General features: G+C 35.4%; 10 protein-coding genes. 3 read left to right on the top strand and 7 right to left on the bottom strand.

What is annotated here, in order from left to right; genetic code table 11:
• Position 1 precedes the first annotated feature (1 nt).
• Positions 2 to 2,374, top strand: coding sequence for a hypothetical protein (locus tag P177_RS17805; protein WP_036156953.1), 2,373 nt, complete (start codon positions 2 to 4; stop codon positions 2,372 to 2,374).
• Here the strand turns inward: P177_RS17805 and P177_RS17800 are convergent.
• A complete protein-coding gene (locus tag P177_RS17800; protein WP_036156951.1) occupies positions 2,363 to 3,580 on the bottom strand; it encodes a Pycsar system effector family protein in 1,218 nt (405 codons plus the stop codon). The genes P177_RS17805 and P177_RS17800 overlap by 12 nt on opposite strands.
• 57 nt (positions 3,581 to 3,637) lie before the next feature.
• On the opposite strand from P177_RS17800, the gene P177_RS17795 reads away from it, so the two are divergent.
• Positions 3,638 to 7,360, top strand: coding sequence for a metallophosphoesterase (locus tag P177_RS17795; RefSeq protein ID WP_036156948.1), 3,723 nt, complete (start codon positions 3,638 to 3,640; stop codon positions 7,358 to 7,360).
• A 9-nt stretch (positions 7,361 to 7,369) separates the two neighbouring features.
• On the opposite strand, the gene P177_RS17790 is transcribed toward P177_RS17795, so the two are convergent.
• Genes P177_RS17790 through P177_RS17770 form a run of 5 tightly spaced genes read right to left on the bottom strand, consistent with a single transcriptional unit; the run spans position 7,370 to position 17,075 of the window.
• Entirely contained in the window at positions 7,370 to 8,227 is an 858-nt protein-coding gene (locus P177_RS17790) for an NHL repeat-containing protein (RefSeq protein ID WP_036156945.1), read from the bottom strand.
• Complete coding sequence (locus P177_RS17785; RefSeq protein ID WP_036156943.1) at positions 8,220 to 9,119, bottom strand: GyrI-like domain-containing protein; 900 nt, start codon at positions 9,117 to 9,119, stop codon at positions 8,220 to 8,222. The genes P177_RS17790 and P177_RS17785 overlap by 8 nt, the downstream gene beginning before the upstream one ends.
• A 22-nt stretch (positions 9,120 to 9,141) precedes the next feature.
• Positions 9,142 to 10,473, bottom strand: coding sequence for a vanadium-dependent haloperoxidase (locus tag P177_RS17780; RefSeq protein ID WP_036156942.1), 1,332 nt, complete (start codon positions 10,471 to 10,473; stop codon positions 9,142 to 9,144).
• Positions 10,474 to 10,477: 4 nt separating this feature from the next.
• The gene (locus P177_RS17775; protein WP_036156940.1) at positions 10,478 to 13,729 is read right to left on the bottom strand and encodes a VCBS repeat-containing protein; all 3,252 of its coding nucleotides are present in this window, start codon (positions 13,727 to 13,729) and stop codon (positions 10,478 to 10,480) included.
• Positions 13,719 to 17,075: a VCBS repeat-containing protein gene (locus P177_RS17770; protein ID WP_036158761.1), complete on the bottom strand. Its 3,357-nt coding sequence runs from the start codon at positions 17,073 to 17,075 to the stop codon at positions 13,719 to 13,721. The genes P177_RS17775 and P177_RS17770 overlap by 11 nt, the downstream gene beginning before the upstream one ends.
• Before the next feature lie 275 nt (positions 17,076 to 17,350).
• On the opposite strand from P177_RS17770, the gene P177_RS17765 reads away from it, so the two are divergent.
• Positions 17,351 to 18,937, top strand: a complete 1,587-nt coding sequence (locus P177_RS17765) for a solute:sodium symporter family transporter (protein WP_167333127.1) — start codon at positions 17,351 to 17,353, stop codon at positions 18,935 to 18,937.
• Positions 18,938 to 19,454: 517 nt separating this feature from the next.
• On the opposite strand, the gene P177_RS17760 is transcribed toward P177_RS17765, so the two are convergent.
• On the bottom strand, positions 19,455 to 21,047 hold the full coding sequence (locus P177_RS17760) for a RagB/SusD family nutrient uptake outer membrane protein (protein WP_036156938.1): 1,593 nt from the start codon (positions 21,045 to 21,047) through the stop codon (positions 19,455 to 19,457).
• Positions 21,048 to 21,052: the final 5 nt, after the last annotated feature.

Raw genomic sequence — 21,052 nt, 5'->3', positions numbered from 1 at the left:
CATGGGAAAGCTCGAGAGAAAGATAATGCCGGTTAAGCACCTCATAAGTTTTGAAAAACTTCTAGAGAAGTATGATGAACATATAAAAGGTGATGATCCTTTTTTGGCAGCTACCGCTGAACGTATTTTATCTATTGAAAAAGGCTTTCCTGAATTACGAGATGGTTTTTCGGACTTTACTTTATTAGAGAAAAATAAAGATATTATAAAGCGTATTCTGCAAGACACGTTTACAGAAGCTTTAAGTGGTAATGAGATAAAGGTAGCCACGTTACCTTATCAAGATATGATCATAAAGTCTTCTAAGCGTTTTCAAAAAATAATAGAAGAGGCAGGTAGGAATTTTGAACCAGAGTTGAGAAACGTAGGTGATGATATGGATTATATCATGAGCTGTGTAGTGGTTTTAAACTTCTACTATGGTTATCATTTAGATTTTAGTCGCCCATATTTCTACGATATTCCAGATGCCAATGGTGTAATGCGCCATTACCGCATTATGTACAATGCAGATTTCATTGATATTATCCCTACCGATAAAGCAAAGAAAGTTACCCAAGAAGATGTAGATGAGCTTTTAGCGAATCCTAATGATGCGTCTCTTTGGATGGAAAAAATTCCTCCTGAAAGTTTTATCATCAAAGGTTTTGTAATTGCCAATTTGTTCGATGTTACGATGGAGCAGGCAATTTCGAATATTAAAACGAAATTGATTTCCAAGGATACCATACAGCCTACCAATTTCATGCATGACCTGCAGGAAACGTTTAAGTCCTTTTTTAGATTACCAAATATCAAAGTTGGTTTTGCTTCTTTTGATGCTAAAAAGAACGAGTTTGAAGCGGTTGCAGGTATGGGATTCGATAGTTTTCTTTTAGGGGGGCAGCACCACATGAACTGTAAAAGTGCACTATGTGAAGATTCTTATGATAAGCTGATAGATCACAATTCATATTTTACTATTACTGATATGGATCGTAAAGTAGAGCAGTCAGGTAATATGAATCCGTACAAAGGACTAAAGGAGCAGGGTATACAGAGTGCTATATTTGCGCCAATAGCTTATGAGGATAATCTATTGGGGGTTTTGGAAATTGTATCTGAAAAGAAGGGTGTGCTTAACGGTGTAAATGCCCAAAAATTAGATGATGTATTACCATTTATTGTATCTGCCGTAGTTCGTGCAAAAAATGAAGAGACTAATAGAATAGATGCTATAATTCAAAATGAATGTACATCTGTTCATTCATCCGTATATTGGAAGTTTCAAGAAGAGGCAAAAAAATTCATGTTAGATGAAGCAGAGGGTAGATCTCCGTCATTTAAAGAAATCGTTTTTAAAGAAGTTTATCCTTTATTTGGTCAAATTGATATAAAAGACTCTTCGCAAGCTAGAAATTTAGCTATTCAGCGAGATTTAATGATTCAGCTTTCAGAGATAGATAATGTGCTGAATATTGCAGTGAAAAAGTGGGATTTACCAATTTATGAAGAATTGATTTTTAGGGTGAATAATCACCTAGAGAGTATAAAGGAAATGCTTTATACAAATAGTGAACAGGCTATTTTTGATTTTGTCCACGAAGAAATATCACCTGTTTTTGAGCATCTTAAAAAATCCGATAAAGATATTGAGAAGCATATTTTAAAATATGAATCTAAAATTGATATGGGTACAGGTTCTTACTATGATCATAGAAAGAACTATGATGAGAGTGTAACATTGATCAATAAAAAGCTTTCTTCGGTTATTGATAAAAGACAAGAAAGTGCACAGGCAATGTTTCCTCATTATTATGAGCGTTACAAAACAGATGGCGTAGAGCACAATATGTATATTGGTTCTTCAATTTCGGAAAGCAAAGAGTACAATTCCTTATATCTTAATAATCTAAGATTGTGGCAATTGCAAGTAATGTGTGAAATGGAAAATGCCCATTACATTTTAAAGCCAAAATTACCGGTACCGTTAGATGCTGCGTCATTGATCTTGGTGTACAACACGTCTTTATCCATAAGGTTTAGAATGGATGAAAAGCAATTTGATGTTGATGGTACGTATAATGCCCGCTACGAGGTAATTAAAAAGAGAATTGATAAGTCATATATAAAAGGTACCGATCAAAGGTTAACTCAGAAAGGGGTACTTTCTATTGTGTATTCACAAAAGAAAGATGAATTGGAATATTTAAGATACATTAAGTTCCTAAAATCTAAAGGTTGTTTTACCAATAAGATAGAAATTGTTGAGTTAGAAGGTCTGCAAGGTGTATCTGGGTTAAAGGCAATACGTGCAGAGATTCTTTACAAAAGAGAGCAAGAACCTGAAAAGACATATACTTATGAAGATCTTATGGATGCTTTAAAAGAATAGTACCTGGCTCAATAACTCTATTTTACGATCCGGACCAAAGAATTTAAAGGAAACAGCAAATGCTATTACCGAAAGAATCATACCGATCATGAAAATGGTATAGGTCCAACGTAGAAGAGAATACTTTCTGTTCAGCACAATTCCAAGAAAATATAGGTCTTTGGTTAGAGAGTTGTAGATGTAATCTTTATCCTTTAGCATCTCTTGAATAGCCCATTCATACTCACTTAATGCCATTTTGTGAAAATTTCCAAAAAACAAAAGGTTAACATTTTTATTGGCTACATCTTCTTTGGTGAATTCACCGCTAGTAACATTTGGTCTGGTCGCCAATACAGCTAAAACCATAGAAACTACACTAAAGAATACAAATATTACGGTTGGGTAAATAAGGTAATCATTAGATGGATTATCTAGTTTTGGTATAAGGTTAGATAGCGCTAAAGATATGATAATGGCATTTACAGAAAGCAAAATGTTGGCTTTTGTATCTGCAATATCACTAAGGGTAATATGATTTTTTAAGGTAACACGATATAGGGTCTGTATACCACGATCCGGACTTTCGCTTTTAAATTGAGCTTTAAGTTTTTCTTTTTTGGCAAGTTTCTTTTCAGACTTTTTGTCTTTGACCAGTTTTCTTAAATTTTTGTCCTTTTTTTCAAGCCAGTTCTCTTTGGCGTAATCGGTATAATATTGGTGATCCGTTCTAAAAACTTGAATATTAGTTTCTAACCACTCTTTTTGTGTGTAATTTTTTAACCCTAGTAATTTTAGTTCTTCGCGCAATAGATCAGAGGTTTCTAAATAACTACTCTGGGCAAAATGGGAAGAATCTGCATCGCGAATAATTTCATCCATCAAACTTGCAGGTTTTGCATTCCATTTGGTGGCTCTAATACAAGTTTTTACTTTGTCAATTTTTTCTTGACTATATCCTTCTTTTTCAAGAAATTCTTGGGCAATTTTACAACCATTTTCTTCGTGATCTTTTGTGCCCTTGGTATAACCGGTATCATGTAACCAAGCAACCAGAACCATTATCTCTTTATCTTCATCAGGTAGGGAACATGAATCCAATATTTGTTTAGTACTTTTGACAACACGTTGAGTATGTCTTAGATTGTGGTATAGGAACTTCTTATCCAATTGATTGGTAAGTAATTCTACTGCAAAATGTTGTGTCTTTTCTAAGATGTTGGACATGAAGGATATTTATTAGAATTTCCCAAATTACGAAAATTTAAAGAGGGTTTTGGTACTATGAAAAAATATTACGCTTATCTATTGGTTTTTCTGTTCATAACAGGGTGTGCTACGTTTAAAACCAAATATGTAAATGAAAATTTTGCTGTTGATGTCAATGATAATAAAGTATTGTCACATACCTTTTATTTAATAGGTGATGCAGGCTTGTCTCCAATGGGAGGTATGAACCCTGCTTTAAAGATTTTTAAGGACAGGTTGGATAATGCAGATAAGAACAGTACCGCTATTTTCTTGGGAGATAATATATATCCTGCAGGTTTGCCAGATCCTAAAGATTCTACGGTGGCTTACAGAACCGCTAAAAACCATTTGGACGCGCAGATAAAAACATTAGATGATTTTAAGGGAAGACCGTTGTTTATACCCGGTAATCATGATTGGTATACAGAGGGATTGATCGGGCTTGAGAGAGAAGAAGATTATATTAAACAAGCATTAAAGAAAAAGGAGAAAGATCCCTTTTTACCGGAAAACGGATGCCCTATAGATGTTATAGAAATTGGTGATGATGTGGCAATAATTACTATAGATACAGAATGGTATTTGACCAATTGGGACAAGCGCCCAGATATTAATGATAAGTGTGATATTAAGAGTAGGGCAAAGTTTTTTTTAGAATTGGAAGATGCCATTAAGGACTATCGTGATAGAACTACCTTAATTGCCATGCACCACCCATCAAACAGTTATGGTGAGCATGGTGGGCAATATTCTTTAAGAAAGCAATTTTATCCTAAAAAAATGGCAGTTCCGGTTCCCGTTTTAGGAACTTTTATTAATGTTTTAAGAACTACTTCAGGTGCTTCTATTGAAGATGTAAACAACAAGCGTTATAGGGAGTTGATGAATAGGGTAACGACCTTGGCACAGTATTCTGATCGCGTAATTTTTGCATCTGGTCATGAGCATACCTTACAATATATTGTTGAAAATAATACCCCGCAGATTGTAAGTGGTTCTGGTGCAAAAGAAGGTTTTACAAAGTTGTTGAACGGTTCTCAATTTAATACGGGTAAAATGGGGTATGCCACTTTAGAAGTCTATAAGGATGGTTCTTCTAGAGTTCGGTTTTATGGTGTGGACGATAATGATAACGAAGAGTTTTTGTTTACCAATGAAGTTTTACCACCAACACAGAAAGAATATGTTGGGGAATTTACCGGTCAATTTCCAGATAGTGTAAAAGCATCCGTATATACAGAAGACGAAATCGATAAAAGCGGATTCTATAAAGGGATTTGGGGCGAACGTTACCGTAAATATTATGGTACAGAGGTAAAGGTGCCGACTGTAAATTTAGATTCACTAATGGGTGGTCTTGAGCCTGTTAAAAAAGGTGGCGGTCACCAATCTAAATCTCTTCGTTTACGTGCCAAAGATGGTAGAGAATATGTAATGCGAGCCTTAAGAAAAAGTGCGGAATTGTATTTGCAATCCATGGCTTTTCAAGATCAATACGTGCTAGATGATTTAAAGGAAACGTATACTCAAGAAATATTACAGGATTTTTATACGGGATCTCACCCTTATGGGCCCTTTACTACGGCTAAATTATCTGATGCCGTAGGTGTTTATCATACTAATCCCGTTTTATACTATGTACCTAAACAGCCTGCCTTAAAAGAGTATAATGATACCTTTGGTGATGAACTATATATGATTGAAGAACATACCGGGGATGGTCATGGAGATTTGGCAAGCTTTGGTTACTCGAATAACTTAACTAGTACTGATGGTATGCTAGAAGATCTTCGAGATGATGAGAAATATGAAGTAGATAAAGACCTTTATTTGAGAGCACGACTTTTTGATATGGTTTTAGGTGACTGGGATCGTCATGTGGATCAGTGGCGTTGGGCAGAGTTTAAAGACGAGGAGAAAGGTAAGATCATATATAGACCAATACCTAGGGATCGTGATCAGGTATTCTCAAAAATGGGAGATGGGGCGTTAATGAAAATAGCTACCCGTATTATACCAGGTTTAAGGCTTATGGAAGGTTTTAATGAAGATATTAGAAGTGTAAAGGGCTTTAATTCATCGCCAATGACCTATGTTTTGGACTTGACATTATTGGGTGAAACAGAGAAAAGTCAATGGTTGGCACAAGCTAAATATTTACAGGAAAACTTAAAGGAAAGGGATATCGATGAAGCGTTCAAATCTTTTCCAGAAGAAGTAAGGGACGAAACGGTAGAAGAAATTAAGAGAATACTTTTGGCGCGCCTAAAAAATATAGATGAAACTGCCAACGAGTACTACAAAGTTTTAAATAAGTATGCCGTGGTTGCGGGCACCGATAAAGATGATTGGTTTGAGATCCATAGGCTCAACGATAAAGAAACAGAGGTAAAGGTTTTTAGAAATATAAAAGACGAGAAGAAAAGACTGTTTTACTACAAGATCTTTACCAAAGAAGATACCAAAGAACTATGGGTTTTTGGTTTAGATGACGATGATATTTTTGAGGTTAAAAATCCGTCTAATTATTCTGGTGTGAAGGTTCGTATTATTGGTGGTCATAATAATGATATTTACAGGGTTGAAGATGGAAGAAATGTTGCATTATATGACTTTAAGAGCAAGAAGAACACCTTTGAAGAAACAGGAGGGGCAAAGGTTAAATTGTCAGATGCGTATAATTTGAATACCTACCAACCACTAAAGCTAAGAAATAGCTTCAATCAGATTATACCGACTATTGGTTTCAATCCAGATGATGGTGTTAAAATAGGATTTGTAAATACCTATACCTATAACGGTTTTAGACAAAATCCATTTACGCAACAACACACCTTTGCGGCATCTTATTATTTTGCTACAAGCGGATTTGATTTTAAGTATCAAGGTGAATTTGCACATGTATTCGAAAATTGGAATGCAGAGTTGAAAGCACGATTTACGAGTCCGAATTTTGCTATCAATTTCTTTGGATTTGGAAATAATACTGAAAATTTAGACGATGATTTAAGTTTGGATTATAACAGGGTAAAACTAAGGCAAATAGATTTTTCGCCATCATTGGTGTGGAGAGGGCAATTGGGAGCAAAAGTAAAATTAGGTCTATCATATGAGAACATTAGCGTTGAGGAAACCAACGACAGATTTATAAATACCTTTTACCAGCAAAATGGTGAGGAGACCAATAGTGACTTTGTGGGGGCACATGCTACCTATTCTTATGAAAATAAAGATAATGAAGCATTCCCGACCTTGGGAATGTCATCATCATTAGAGGCAGGTTTCAAAGATAACCTTTCAAAAGAAGGTGGTAGTTTTGGGTATATAATACCTAGCCTAGGTTTTGATTATAAATTAATACCCAATGGTAGATTGGTGTTGGCTACCAAATGGAAGGCGCATTTTAATATTGGTAATGAATTCGAATTTTACCAAGCAGCAAGTATTGGTGGTCTAGACGGCTTGCGCGGATTTAGAAATCAACGTTTTACGGGTAAAACATCTTACTATCAAAATACCGATATAAGATTTAGTTTAAAAAAGAAACGCACCAGATTATTGCCAACGGCAATGGGTCTTTTTGGAGGATTTGATTATGGTAGAGTTTGGATACCAGAAATGAGTTCTGGTCGCTGGCACACTTCGTATGGCGGAGGGTTCTTTTTAAATGCCTCTGATATCATTTCTATAAATACTGCCATCTTCGCTAGTGAAGACGGACCAAGATTTACTTTTGGTTTAGGTTTTGGATTTTAGAAAATTAGATTATTTCAAAGAATAAGTATATAGATTTCCACCTTCTCCGTGTGCTTTTTCATCAGAGATAAGTAAGGTGTCGTCATTAAGGAAACAAACCGATTCTAATTGGGAACGTGCTCCTAAATCAATTTCTTGCATGTTGCCCTTGGTAAAATCATCCCAAGTAAAATCTGTAAATACAAAAAGTTTCCCATAACTGAGCGCTATGATTTTATCTCCTTTTGGAGAGATGTCAATTGAGGTTATTCGGCATGTATTCCAACTCGTGCAAGGTATAAAAGTACCTACAAGTGAAGCTTCATAAGAACCTTTGGTATCTGGTACGGAGTAGATACGGGCTTCGCCAGTAAAGGAATGAGACCTGTTTTTGGTTACGATGTAGATTTTATCTCCATGGTGAAAAATAGCTTCAGAGTCATAAAAAAGAGCGTCTTTTTTTGGAGGAAAATCCTTTTGGTCAGGGTAGTATAGTTCAATTTTTTCTGCGTCTATTTTATCTCCGGGTTCAATAGTTGGATTTGGAAGTTTTAGGATTTCTAGATTCTTGCGTTCATTGGCATTGTTGCCAATATCAGCTATGTAAAGATTGCCAGCGGTATCTATTGTAAGATCTTCCCAATCATGGTTTTTGCCATTTTTAACCTCTAAGCTCTTAAGGATTTTACCTTTAAAATTTACCTGGTAGATTTCATCCTTATTGCCTGAATCTTCAATAGCCCATATTGTAGAGTCATTATAAGTTGCCAATCCAGAATTTTCAGATAAACTACTTGGCAAATCTGTGATTACTTTTAGTTGACCGTAGTTTGAACATGAAGTAAGTATAGAAATTAATAGGAATGTGGTTAATATAATTTTACTCATCTTGTTCTGTTAATGGCATGAAAACTTCGGTCTTCCAATATAGTGCGTCTCCACCCATATTCGGATTATTATAAAAGAATTCAATAGGTTTCTTGTTTACTGCAATATTATTTTTCTCAGCGTAATCAAGAAGCGCATACCAAGCTCTGTCTGACGTGATATAATTGCCGTTATAGATAGCTTTAAGTGACTTTAAACCATTAAATTCTTTATACGTTATATCCTTAATAACGGGAAGAGAATCGACTTTTAAGATTGGATAGCAGAAATCAAATGCCAAACTGTCGTTGGCAATATTCCAATCAGTAGTTTCAATGAATGGAACACCATTTAATTTCAGACCATTACCTACAAGTACGGAGTTTAAAAAAGGATAACTATCTTTCATGGCAATCGCTTTTTTTGATTGAATTGTTTTATGTTTTACGCAAGCACAGTAGATATTTGGTAATTTTTCTTCATTTAATATGGTCACTTTAAACTCTTTCCTATGTTTATTTAAATAAGATATAAAATCAGTTACTAATTTTCTTGAGCCTTTTTCAAAATCAGTATCGGTGAAAGGGATTAATAATTTGTTATTAAAACTATTGTCTAGGTCGGTAACATCTACTTTGATTTTTGATGTAGAATCGTTTAAAGAAAAAATATTCCATATATATGTATGTGTAGAATCTCCAGATTTTATAGTTTGTTTTAGATGCTTTAAATCTTCTAGCTGAACAATTGAAGCGTTGTCGATTGAGTTATTCCATGATTTTAAAGATTGATTTATTGTACCTGGAAATGATTTGGCAACTACTCTTATTTGGTAGTCTTGTGGCTTCAACAAAAAATACCAAAGTAAGCCGATGCAAATAATGAAAATTGTAACTGTAATCGCTTTTCTCATATTTACTAATTATACATTAAAGCTAATCGTTCTTCATTTTAATTTTTGAATTCAATAGCGCACCAATTTTTCTACCTTGGCCAACACCTACTTCAACTGCAGCTCGGTAGTGAATTCCGCCATACATTCTACTGATAGCGGCTTCATCGGCAGCTTCGTTAAAAGAGTTGAATTTTCTAATAGGTAGGCCATATGGTGTTTCTGTATCGTCTTCAAAACTAAAATCTTCACCAAAAATACTGGTTAAGGCAGTTGCTGCAGCACCTGATACTACACTATGCCCGCTTGTATATTCTGGGAAAGGTGGTGTTTGTAGAATAGGCTTCCAGTTCTCGTCAATATGTTGATTGATCAAAGTTTCTGGTCTAATTAAATTGCTACGATATTTTTCATCCCAACAGCTTATAAATCCATCGGCTATTGCCATTGAGGTTTTGGTGTATGCAAACACTGTGTCGTCAAAATTACTATTAGTTTTTTTGCTTGCAATTTTTGTGATTCCTATCCAATGTGCACCAGGTGTAATCTTTTTGGTAGCGAACATGAGGTGACCTCTTGTTACGGAAACATAAGGGTTGCAATCCCAAAACTTGGCAATAGCAACTTCATCAGACTCATCTCCGTTCTCGGTAATTTCGTTACTGATGTTATATACCTCAATAAGTTCTTTATAGAAGTCAGAATCTTTTTCAAGGGAGAATGCTGGTGGTGGAATGGGTTTAAATTGAGAAGCCGAATCTATGATGAACGGGCGTATTTTGTTCCAATGAGGTTCAATACCGTCCATGTAAGCCGGTGGTGTAGGTTGCCATCTTGCTTGGTCGTCGGTATCTACGGTAAACTTGGGCATCGTACGAGTTTGACTGTAATTGTCCTTGCTCATCCATTCTTTTATGTGATCTGCAACTTTTAATCCGTAAATTTTAGACGCTTCAAATTCAGGTTCGTTCATTGTTTTCCACTGCGTGAAAAGGCTATCTTGTAATACATCGAATTTATCTTCTGAGAAAATAAGTTGTCTGCTAATATTCATGTGTGCAATTAAAGCAGATAATTGAGGGTTAATACCAGATACCGTATCAATTACAGGTATGGGTGTTAGACCTTTTAGCTGACCTGACAGGGTGTTGTATTTTGGATTTACCTGTGCAACAATCTCATATGCGGCAATATTTGGGTAGGCAAATATTCTACTTGCCACCGGTGGCGAGAAAATATCATGGATCATAATATCAATTACATGGTCAATTGAGCTATGTAATTGATCGGGAGATACTATTATAGGTTCTTTTTTCTTTTCGGTGCAATTCGCAAGTATGACACCTGTCATTATGATTAAAAAATACTTCTTCATTGTACTATGGTTTGAGTATGCTATAAACTTCTGCAGCCTTATTGTTAAAGGTGAGCAAAATGTATTTGTTGTTGTTTGCGTTTAAAATATTCATGCTTCGAATCGATTTACCTGTCAAATCGAGTCCTATTTCATTGGCTAAGGTAACATTGTTGGTATTACTAATCAATGCTCCGGGGAAAGAATCAAAACGGCCATGATACGGTTTAACACCAAAATAATTTCCCGCTGCCAAAACTTCGGTTTTATTATCGCCGTTAAAGTCAAATTCCAAGAACGACATAATCGGTGCCAATTGTAGTTTGTAGGAAAAAGGTTTAAAAGAAAACTTACCTCCGTTGTTTTGCAGGTAACCAGAGCTTAAAGTATGCACCTCAAGCACTTCTGCGTTTGGTAGCATATTTTCACCTAATATTTCTTCCATGGATTTTCCTGCAAAAGAGCTGTAGGTATTAAATTTTTTACGAAGTGATACCAACTGACTCGATAATTCTTTCAAGCCATCTACTGGGTAATCTTTGCCATCTTTAAAAGTGCTGACAATAGTTTCTGTAGCACCGTTTTTATCAAGGTCGCCATAAAACATTTTCATAGGATGCTCTTCTGATGTGGAGAATTTGGTATTTAAACCCCAATTGCCTAAAAGATAATCTTGATCACCATCATTGTCTATATCAAAATTGATTATGGATTGCCATAAGCCATTTATTTTTTTATTTTCTAACGGATGAATTTCTTCAAATTTCCCTTCATTGTTTTGAAAGAATCTTGGTGACATCCATTCGCCAATAAATAGAATATCTTCCCATCCATCTTCATTGAAATCTGTAACTATAGCATCGGTAACCATACCTAACTTTTCAAATGGATTATTGGCTACTTTAAAATTGCCATTTTCATTATTTAAAAGATAGTTGTTAGGTTTGTTTCCATAATCTGCACTTATAGATTGATTGCAAACAATGATATCTAAATCATCATCATGGTCATAATCTAATTTTAAAAGAACGGATGCATTCTCGAATAACTCAGGAAATTCTTTTTTTGTAAAAATGGAATCATTTGAAACGTAATAAGAATCTGTTAGCGGCTTCATTTCATTAAAAAAATCTGCACCACCAGTACCCACTATCAGGTCATTTTTGCCATCGGAATTAAAATCACCGATTATAGAAGTAATATCTTCCTTGATACTATCATTTTTAATTTCCGGATAATTTTTTAAGTAAAAAGTAGAATCGCCTTGAATGTAGATTTGCGACGGAATATATTTTGACCCACCAAAGAATATATCTTCTTTTCCATCACCGTCTAAATCGCCAATACTAACAGCGGGACCTCTATCTGACATTTGATAGGGAATTAGTTTTTGACGTAAATAGTCACTGTAAGTATCTTCAATATGAACATAGTCGATTCCTAGATTGTCTGAAGTTTTTTGGAACAGTAAATTCTCTTTATTTTTTAGTGAACTATAATTAAAAGGTTGAGTGTTTTCAGGATTAATATATAGTGTTTGATTAACGGCGATATTTTTAACCAGTTGAGAGCTTCTGTCTGGCCAAACAATTTTTAAAGAGTCTATGTTTTCAAGGTCTCCATAACCAAAATGAATTAAGGGTTCAGAAGAAGCTTGAAATCCGCGAACGGTGTACATTTCTTTAAACTGTTTAATTCCGTTGGCGTGCGAGAATACTTTGGTGCCAATTCCGAATTTATTTTTTTCGGTGTAGTTCAGTTTAATTTTTAGCCAATTGCGCTTACTGTTGGTAGTATTTTCTTGAATTTCTGCTTTGCTATATAGATTATTGGTTATTAAATCTAAATCGCCATCATTATCTAAATCGCTATAAGCTGTTGCTCCAGAAATAATGGTGTCTTGCGCAATCCACGATTTAGATTCATCTATAAATTTAAGGTCTTTAGCTCCTTTAAAAATCATGTTTCCAATAAAACCTGAAGGCATCATTTTCAGTGCTTTTTGATCTACAAGGTTGGTGTTATTGATTTTTGACCGAATATTTTCGTTAGAAATATAGTTAATGTAATCAAGGTCGTTAGGACGTTTAGGAATTCCGTTGCTTATATATAGATCCTGTTCTCCATCTTGGTTGAAATCCCCAAATAAAGCGCTCCAGCTCCAATCTGTAGCGGCTACACCACTCTGTAAAGCTGTTTCTAGAAACTTGCCATTTGGTTGGTTTATAGAAAGCATGTTTCTAGTATACTGATTGTGATAACCAAAAGTCTCGGTTTTTAATTTTTGAATTTGGACATCATCATCACCTTCAGAAGACTTTAAAACGGTTTCATCTTTAGCTAACATATCTAAAGAAATTAGGTCTGGTAAACCATCGTGGTTAATGTCTGCTACATCACTACCCATGGAAAAACGGGTAGTGTGTCCAAATGCGTCTTTGAGACTTTCCGTAAAAGTACCGTCACCATTATTTAGGTAATAGTAATCATCTTCATGAAAGTCATTGCCAATATAAAGATCAGGATATCCATCTTGATTAAAATCAGATACAGCAATGCCTAGACCGTAACCATTGACGCCACCGTAAATACCTGCTTCTTCACTAACGTCGGTGAATGTGCCATTATCGTTTCGTAGAAGTTTATCGCCGGTTTCATAAATACGTTTGTGTCTAATTTGGGAGTTGCCATAAGAGTCTTGGGTGTGTATGGCATGATTGAGAAGGTACATATCTAAATCTCCGTCTAGGTCATAATCTAAAAAAGCGGCAGAAGAACTATATGACTCAAAATCCAACCCATATTCCGCAGCACTTTCTTTGAAAGTAGCATTTCCTTGGTTTATAAAAAGCTCATTGTATCCATTAAATCCGTTTAACCCAACAACAGCACAAACGTAAATATCTAGAAGTCCGTCACCATTTACATCACCCATGATTGTACCTGTATTCCAAGAGCTACTACCAGCGACACCTGCTGTTTCGGTAATGTCTTCAAACTGTAAGTTCCCCTTGTTCAAGTACAACTTGTTTTTCACTTGATTACCTGAAAAATAGATATCTGGCAGGCTATCATTATTGATATCGCCAATGGCAACACCTCCACCATTATAAAAGTAGAGATAGTCTAAAATACTCAGGTCTTTTGTTTCGGTTAGCGTATTTTCAAAAGTTATACCCGTATCCTCAGCAGAATGTTTTACAAATAACTCTCCTGAATTTTGTTTACAACCAATGGCAAATACCAATACACATATGTATAGTATACTATTCTTCATTTAATCGATACAATTTTGGTGTGTCATTGTTGATGGCTGCGATGATAAATTCGTTTCCTTTTTTATCCTTTACAATCTGCAGTTGTTTTACTTCATTCCGTATAAAGAAACCACTGTCACCATAGTTTTGCCATTCAAAATTCAATTTTCCGTCACCTAGGAGAACATTACCATAGTTAGCATCTAGTCTAGAATATTGGGGTTTGAACTCAAAATTATTGCCCGCCATTACAAGATCAAGATTCCCGTCCTTGTTTACATCTAAACATTGAATGTCACATATGCATGAGAATTGAACTTGAGGGGGTAGAATTTTGATAGTGAAATTACCATTACCGTCATTAATTGCAATTACGGTTTCAGCAATACTTGCTTCTTTTAATATGGTATTGTCGATAACGTCTTTTGTGAATAGCTCTTGAATAGTTTTTGAAGCATACTCTGAAGCTTTGATGTTCTTTTTCTTGAGGGCCAATATTTGTGTGGTCAATTCCTTTTTTTGATGAAGAGGATAATCACCGCCATCATAATTTTGCGTGGTAATTTGTTCAATAGTACCATCATTATCAAAATCGTTTACCCACATTTTCATAGGTTGTCCAGGTGAAGGTTTGTAATGAATATTACTGCCTGTATTACCTAAAATTAAATCTTGATCTCCGTCGTTATCTAAATCATAACCTTCTACAGCACCCCACCATCCATTAAGGCTGTCAAGAGAACTTTTGGTATCGCTAAGCCTTCTACCAGAGTTTTTATAAATTTTTGGACTGCCCCAATCAGAAACGGTTACTAGGTCATCCTTGCCGTCACCATTCATGTCTAACCATTTGGCATCGGTAATCATACCGGCATCTTTTAGGTCGTATGCAGAACGTTCTGTAGCATCTGTAAAAGTGCCATCGCCATTATTTAAGAGGAATAGGTGATCAGGGTTTACGCCGTAGGTGCCTACAACACTTCTTGAGCCTATGAAAATATCCATATCACCATCATTATCAAAATCTGACGGAGCGACAACCGCTACATTTTTATTGATATTCGGTAGTTTGTCTGTGCTTAAAGAAAAATTGCCTTTGCCGTCATTTAGATAAAGTCGGATGCCATATGTACCTTGCATGCCTAATTCGTTTCCTCCAGTACCGACCATAAGATCTAAATCACCATCATTGTCCGAATCAAAAAAGGAAGCAGTGGTATCCTCTAGTAGTGCTTCGGTTTCAAAATATTTTACAATAGGTTTAGACAGTGAGCCATTGCCATTGTGAAGATATAATGCACCGGTTTGATTTTTTGCGCCACCTATGAAAATATCATCATTACCGTCACCATTTACATCTCCTACCGCTAAACCAGGACCTTCTTCTGCCAATGATTTAGAAATCAACCCTTCGTTGTCAAAATCCATATAGTTATTTTCTTTATGGGTCAGGAATGTATTATTATCGATCGATTTTAAAAGGGTTGGAGTTTCAGTTTCTTTACTTTTAAATATTTCGGTAGCTTCTTCTTGATTAAATGTAATGGTCTGGTTGGCTTTTACATTAATTAACTTAGAAGTAGTATCGTCAGGCCATATAATACGAATAGAGTCTAAAGTTTCAGTAGTTCCAAGACCTATAGTCATCGGGTATTCTACTGATGACTGAAAACCTCTAGACGGCATTAAGGTCTGGTCGATAATGTTATCTGGGTAATATAAACGGGCAACTGTTCCTATTCCAAATTTATTACCATCGCTTCCCTTGAATTTTAATTTTATATAATTGTTTTCTAATTGAGATTCAGAGTTATTTCGATATACGAATGTCTCCATATTTACATTGTTGACGATCAAATCTAAATCGCCATCATTATCTAAATCTCCATAAGCAGAACCGTTAGAGCGACTGGGTAATTCAAAACCCCATTGTTTATTGTAGTTGCTGAAGGTAATGTCGCCATTGTTGCGGTATGCGTAGTTTGGTAACGGCGTAACAGGCATTTTGTTAATGATAGAATCAATAGACTCTTTTCTGCCCGTCAATGCCATTTTTTGAATAATGTCATTAGCAAAGAAATCTATAAAATCTAAATCTGTAAGATCGTGGTTAATACCATTGGTGATATAAATATCTTTTAGTCCGTCGTTATCCATGTCGAATAAAAGTCCAGACCAGCTCCAGTCAGTTGCTTCAACACCACTGTAATACGCAATCTCAGAAAAAGAGCCATTTCCATTGTTCAGCTGTAATGTATTTTGAATGTATTGCTGGTGGAAATCTTTACTCTGTTTTAGTTTAAAGATATTATACCCTTCAAATTCCATAACAGATTTTACACGTTGATCCGGTTCGGGCAACATGTCTGTTATGAAGATATCTGTTAGTCCGTCGTTATTAATGTCCGCCATATCAACTCCCATTGCAGATAAGCTCAAATGGTTTGTCCACTTTTGTACCTCTTCTCTAAAAGTACCGTCTTGGTTGTTAATGTATAAATAATCTCTTTCGTAAAAATCGTTAGAAACATAGATGTCTGGGTATAGGTCATTATTGATGTCTACGACCATAACGCCAAGACCAAAGCCAATAAGACTACCATAAATACCAGCATCTTCACTAACATCAACAAATTTGCCGTTATCATTTCTTAGCAGCATATCACCAACACCTCTAAAAATTTTTGGTACGCCTTCCCAATCTTGTGCTCTTACTTCTCGTTGTTCTGCATATCCAAGGCTACTTACAGGGATATTACTATTGTTTAGAATGTAGGCATCTAAATCGCCATCCTTGTCATAATCAAAGAAAGAGGCATGAGTAGAAAAACCTGTTTCCGCTAGATTATACTCATGGGCTTTTTCGGTAAAAGTGCCGTCTCCGTTATTAATATAAAGGTCGTTATCATGGTTGTTGCCTTCCATGTTGCCGGCATTACTTACGTAAATATCTAGTAAACCGTCATTATCAATATCTGCCATCACTACACCTGTAGACCATGGTTTGTTACCTTTTATTCCGGCTGTTTCTGAAATATCTTCAAATTTCATGTCGCCTTTATTAAGAAATAGTTTGTTGGGTTCCATGTTACCGGTCAAGAAAACATCTGCTAAACCGTCATTATTAATATCACCAATAGCAACACCGCCACCATTGTAGAAATTACGGTATTTAAAAATGTTAAATTCTTTAGAGTTATTAACCTTGTTTATAAAAGATAGACCAGTTTCTTCTGGCTGTAATAGTGTGAATAGAGTGGGCTCTTTATTTTCTTCTAACGTATTTTTATTTTCATTAGAGTTGCAGGAATATAAAAGGCAAATAAATAAGCCAACGCAAAATAGCTTAAGAAGATTGGAGTTCATTCTTTTTGAGTTTGAAATAGGATTTTGAGTTAAAATGTAAGCTGTAAAAATTGAGTTAGAAACCTGTGTAATAGGCAGTTTAAAATTAATTTGCAATATAACCAAATACCTACTATTTGTTAGGCATATTTGACAAAAGTCAACGTTAAAATTTAAAGAAATCGTTATCGTAACTGCTGAATTATATGAATAATAAGATTTAATTGCTACTTTTTAGAAGTAATGGAAATAATCCAATATATTTAACCTTGACTTAACAACAAACAACTCAACAAATGATAGGGATTTTATCTTTTTTAGGCTTTACTATTTTAGTAGCCGTAATTGCATATTTTGCAACAAGATCAACTAATGAACAAACTTCTGACGGTTACTTTCTAGGAGGGCGTAGTTTAACAGCAGGAGTAATAGCGGGATCTTTATTGTTAACCAACCTATCTACCGAACAAATTGTTGGTCTTAACGGTAATGCCTACAGTGATGGAATATTAGTGATGGCTTGGGAGACTTTGGCGGCTATTGCAATGGTAATATGTGCCATATATCTATTACCGAGATATTTGAAAGGAGGTATTAGTACAATACCAACATATTTAGAAAGAAGATTCGATACCACTACCAAGGCAATGACATCGGGTTTGTTTTTAAGTGGTTATGCAATTGTTCTTTTGCCAATTGTTTTATATTCTGGGTCTTTAGCAATAAGCGGAATGTTTGATTTACCTGCAAAATTGGGTATTTCTGAATGGGCATCAATATGGGTTTGCGTATGGAGTATAGGAATAATTGGTAGTATTTATGCCATATTTGGAGGGTTGAAAGCTGTTGCTGTTTCTGATACTATCAATGCTATTGGGTTATTGATAGGAGGTTTGTTGATACCTATATTCGGACTTTATGCAATAAGCGATGACAATAGTATTTTAGGAGGTTTTTCAAAACTTACGGCTGAACATCCAGAAAAATTTAATGCCATAGGATCCGAATCTTCTAGTATACCATTTGCTACCATATTTACGGGTATGGTTTTGGTACAATTATTTTACTGGGGAACCAACCAACAAATTATTCAGAGAGCTTTAGGGGCAAAAAACTTGAAAGAAGGTCAGAAAGGAGTAATGCTTGCAGCGTGCTTTAAAATATTGGGTCCGTTAATCGTTGTTTTGCCCGGTATTATAGCTTTTCATATGTTTGACGGTCAGTTGGGTAGAGCGGATCAGGCTTATCCTAAATTAGTAGCAGCAGTTTTACCGGTAACGTTGGTTGGTTTTTTTGCCGCGGTGCTTTTCGGTGCCATTTTAAGTTCTTTTAACAGTGCGTTGAATAGTTGTGTTACCTTGTTTGGTTTGGATATTTATAAAGAGTACATAAATAAAGAAGCATCGGAAACCAAAGTTGTTGCAGTAGGTAAGCGTTTTGGTGTTATGCTTGCGTTGTTTTCAATGATATTAGCTCCTTTTTTATATTATGCGTCAGATGGTCTTTTTGGTTACTTGCAGCAGGTAAATGGGGCTTACAGTATTCCTATTCTATCAGCAATCGTCATTGGGTTTTTAACAAAAAGAGTTCCAGCTATTGCTGCCAAAGCAGGGATAATATTTGCTGTTGTGGTTTATGTAATTTATATATTTATGCAAAGAGGACTTGGAGTAGAATGGTTGCCGCATATGTTGCATGTACAGGCTATTACTTTTGTCTTGACCATAACTTTAATGTTGGTAATTGGTAGATTGAAGCCTAGAGAAACAGATTATGAGCAGGAATATACAAATGAGGTAGACATTACGGGTTGGAAATATGTAAAACCTGTTGGCTTGATAATTACCTTAATAGTTGTTAGTACCTATATTATATTTAGATAAGATATTATAAAGAAGTTACGACCTTTTGCATCTTAAAATAGAGGGCTCTAGTTTCTAAAATTATTGATAGCGTAACATTTTTTATACACTTTTGTGTACATAAATGTTGCGCTATTTGTATTGAAATAATAGTTTAATGTGATTTAAAACATTAGAGAAGTTTAGATAGATAAAATAAGGAAGTTTTAAAAGCTTAGTTTCTAAAATTTATAGAAGCTTTTTGTCATTAATTAGTATTAGGTAAAAGAAATACAAGGTAATATTACAGAAGCTGGGTATATTCTTTTAAGCAAATGAAGAAAGCAATTTAATGGATAATTCTTTGTCCTTCTGAATTCCAATATATAGCTTGTCTAGTTTTGGCTACAGTTGCAAGAGAAAGTACTTTGAGTAGTTGATCTGAGAGCATCATCTTAAAATGATATTGTATTTTTAGTATTTCTACAAAGTGTAAAACGTAAAAAAGCCTCCAAAATTAACTGGAGGCTTTTCAACTTAAACTTAAAATTATATATACTTAGTATCCTGGGTTTTGAACCAAGTTAGGATTAGCTAAGATATCTGCAAATGGAATTGGAAAAATAATAGATCTAGCATCTGTAGCGTCTTTAAGATTCCATGCTCTCAAATACTCGTCAAATCTTATTAAATCTTGTCTTCTGGTTAATTCGGCATACATTTCTCTACCACGTTCTGCTAGAAGGTCAGATTCACTTACTGAGCCTAGTGCTGTTGCACCTCTTATAACTCTTAATGTATTGATAGCACCAGTTACATCTTGACCCATTCTAAACATAGCTTCGGCTCTCATTAAGTAATCATCAGCAAATCTGTAACGTACAGTATGTGCTCTTTGATCTCCACCTTCTTCATTAGGATGGTATTTAAGCATTCTTGTTCCGTCCGTTTCTAATACTGCATTATCTGCAGGGGCAGTGTATTCAGCTTTGGTTACTTCTTTAGTGAAAACTAAAGGAACACTACCTACATTGTCTCTTGCGGTTAAAGGGGTTCCATCTTGTTCGTATTGTTGACCAATTAGAAAACCATATCCTATACCAAGGTTGTCAGCATTAGCAGTTTCTGCATCTGGAACCCATCCTCTTCTTTCTTCTTGCCCGTCTCCAACATAGTTGGTATCTGGATCACCTTCAAATAATTGATAAAATTCAGATAACGTAGCAAATCCATTCCATCCTCCACCATCATTGGAACCAGGAAAGTTTAGGTTATAATGTAATGTATTCCAAATTCTAGGGCCTGTAGCTGCAGGTGACCACCAAATTGTTTCTACATCATTACTAGGTCTAAATATATCAAAGAAATCTCCGGCAGCTGCTAAAGTATATCCATCTGCTTCTATTGCATCAACAGCATCAATTACAACTTGCATGTCTGCATTATCAGGAGTTGTTTCAAGATAAACATGTTTGTTCAAATGTAACTTAGCCATTAAATGATTGGCTGCTGCTTTTGTTGGCGTTTGTTTTAATTCAATACCATCACCTGCCGTAACTTGTGGTAAATCCCTAATTGCAATATTAAGGTCTGCAACTATACTGTCAATAGCAACTTGCCCTGTAAGAACTGTAGGTATTTCACTATTGGGTGCATTAACATCTCTATAAGGTACCTGTCTCCACATGTCTAAAATCCAGCTCATTGCCCAAGCTCTGTAGAATCTTGCTTCCGCCTTCAGCTCAGTGACATCTCCTCCCGCTGTAGTAACACTGCCTGGGTCGATTACACGAGTTGCATTAATTGTAATGCTGTTTAAAGCCTGCCAAGATAAACGTATATCCTGTAAATCTGCGTTCCATGAATGTTTATGCATGGCTAACCATCTACCGTTATCTCCCCAGTCTGTACCTCTAGTGGCAACAACATATTCATCGGTTGTTACTTCATTTAAAGCGTATAGACCATCTTGGTTACCTAAATTACCTCCTGTTATGATGTTGGAGATATTAGCAACTTCACCTTGTACGTTTGCCACTCCTGCAAAACCTTCAGATATCAATGAATCCGTAGGTTCGATCTCTAAGTCTGTGCAAGAAAATACCAGTGCTATTGGGAGTGCGAAACATAAATAATTAACTATTTTTTTCATAATCC

This window comes from Maribacter forsetii DSM 18668, assembly GCF_000744105.1.
GTDB classification, from domain to species: domain Bacteria; phylum Bacteroidota; class Bacteroidia; order Flavobacteriales; family Flavobacteriaceae; genus Maribacter; species Maribacter forsetii.
Note: the sequence above shows the minus strand (reverse complement) of the source record. Positions and strands in the feature narration are given on the sequence as shown.

Bases quoted from the DNA above. Each gene is read 5' to 3' on its own strand.
- P177_RS17805 (WP_036156953.1), top strand. From the start codon at position 2: ATGGGAAAGCTCGAGAGAAAGATAATGCCGGTTAAGCACCTCATAAGT.
- P177_RS17800 (WP_036156951.1), bottom strand. From the start codon at position 3,580: ATGTCCAACATCTTAGAAAAGACACAACATTTTGCAGTAGAATTACTT.
- P177_RS17795 (WP_036156948.1), top strand. From the start codon at position 3,638: ATGAAAAAATATTACGCTTATCTATTGGTTTTTCTGTTCATAACAGGG.
- P177_RS17790 (WP_036156945.1), bottom strand. From the start codon at position 8,227: ATGAGTAAAATTATATTAACCACATTCCTATTAATTTCTATACTTACT.
- P177_RS17785 (WP_036156943.1), bottom strand. From the start codon at position 9,119: ATGAGAAAAGCGATTACAGTTACAATTTTCATTATTTGCATCGGCTTA.
- P177_RS17780 (WP_036156942.1), bottom strand. From the start codon at position 10,473: ATGAAGAAGTATTTTTTAATCATAATGACAGGTGTCATACTTGCGAAT.
- P177_RS17775 (WP_036156940.1), bottom strand. From the start codon at position 13,729: ATGAAGAATAGTATACTATACATATGTGTATTGGTATTTGCCATTGGT.
- P177_RS17770 (WP_036158761.1), bottom strand. From the start codon at position 17,075: ATGAACTCCAATCTTCTTAAGCTATTTTGCGTTGGCTTATTTATTTGC.
- P177_RS17765 (WP_167333127.1), top strand. From the start codon at position 17,351: ATGATAGGGATTTTATCTTTTTTAGGCTTTACTATTTTAGTAGCCGTA.
- P177_RS17760 (WP_036156938.1), bottom strand. From the start codon at position 21,047: ATGAAAAAAATAGTTAATTATTTATGTTTCGCACTCCCAATAGCACTG.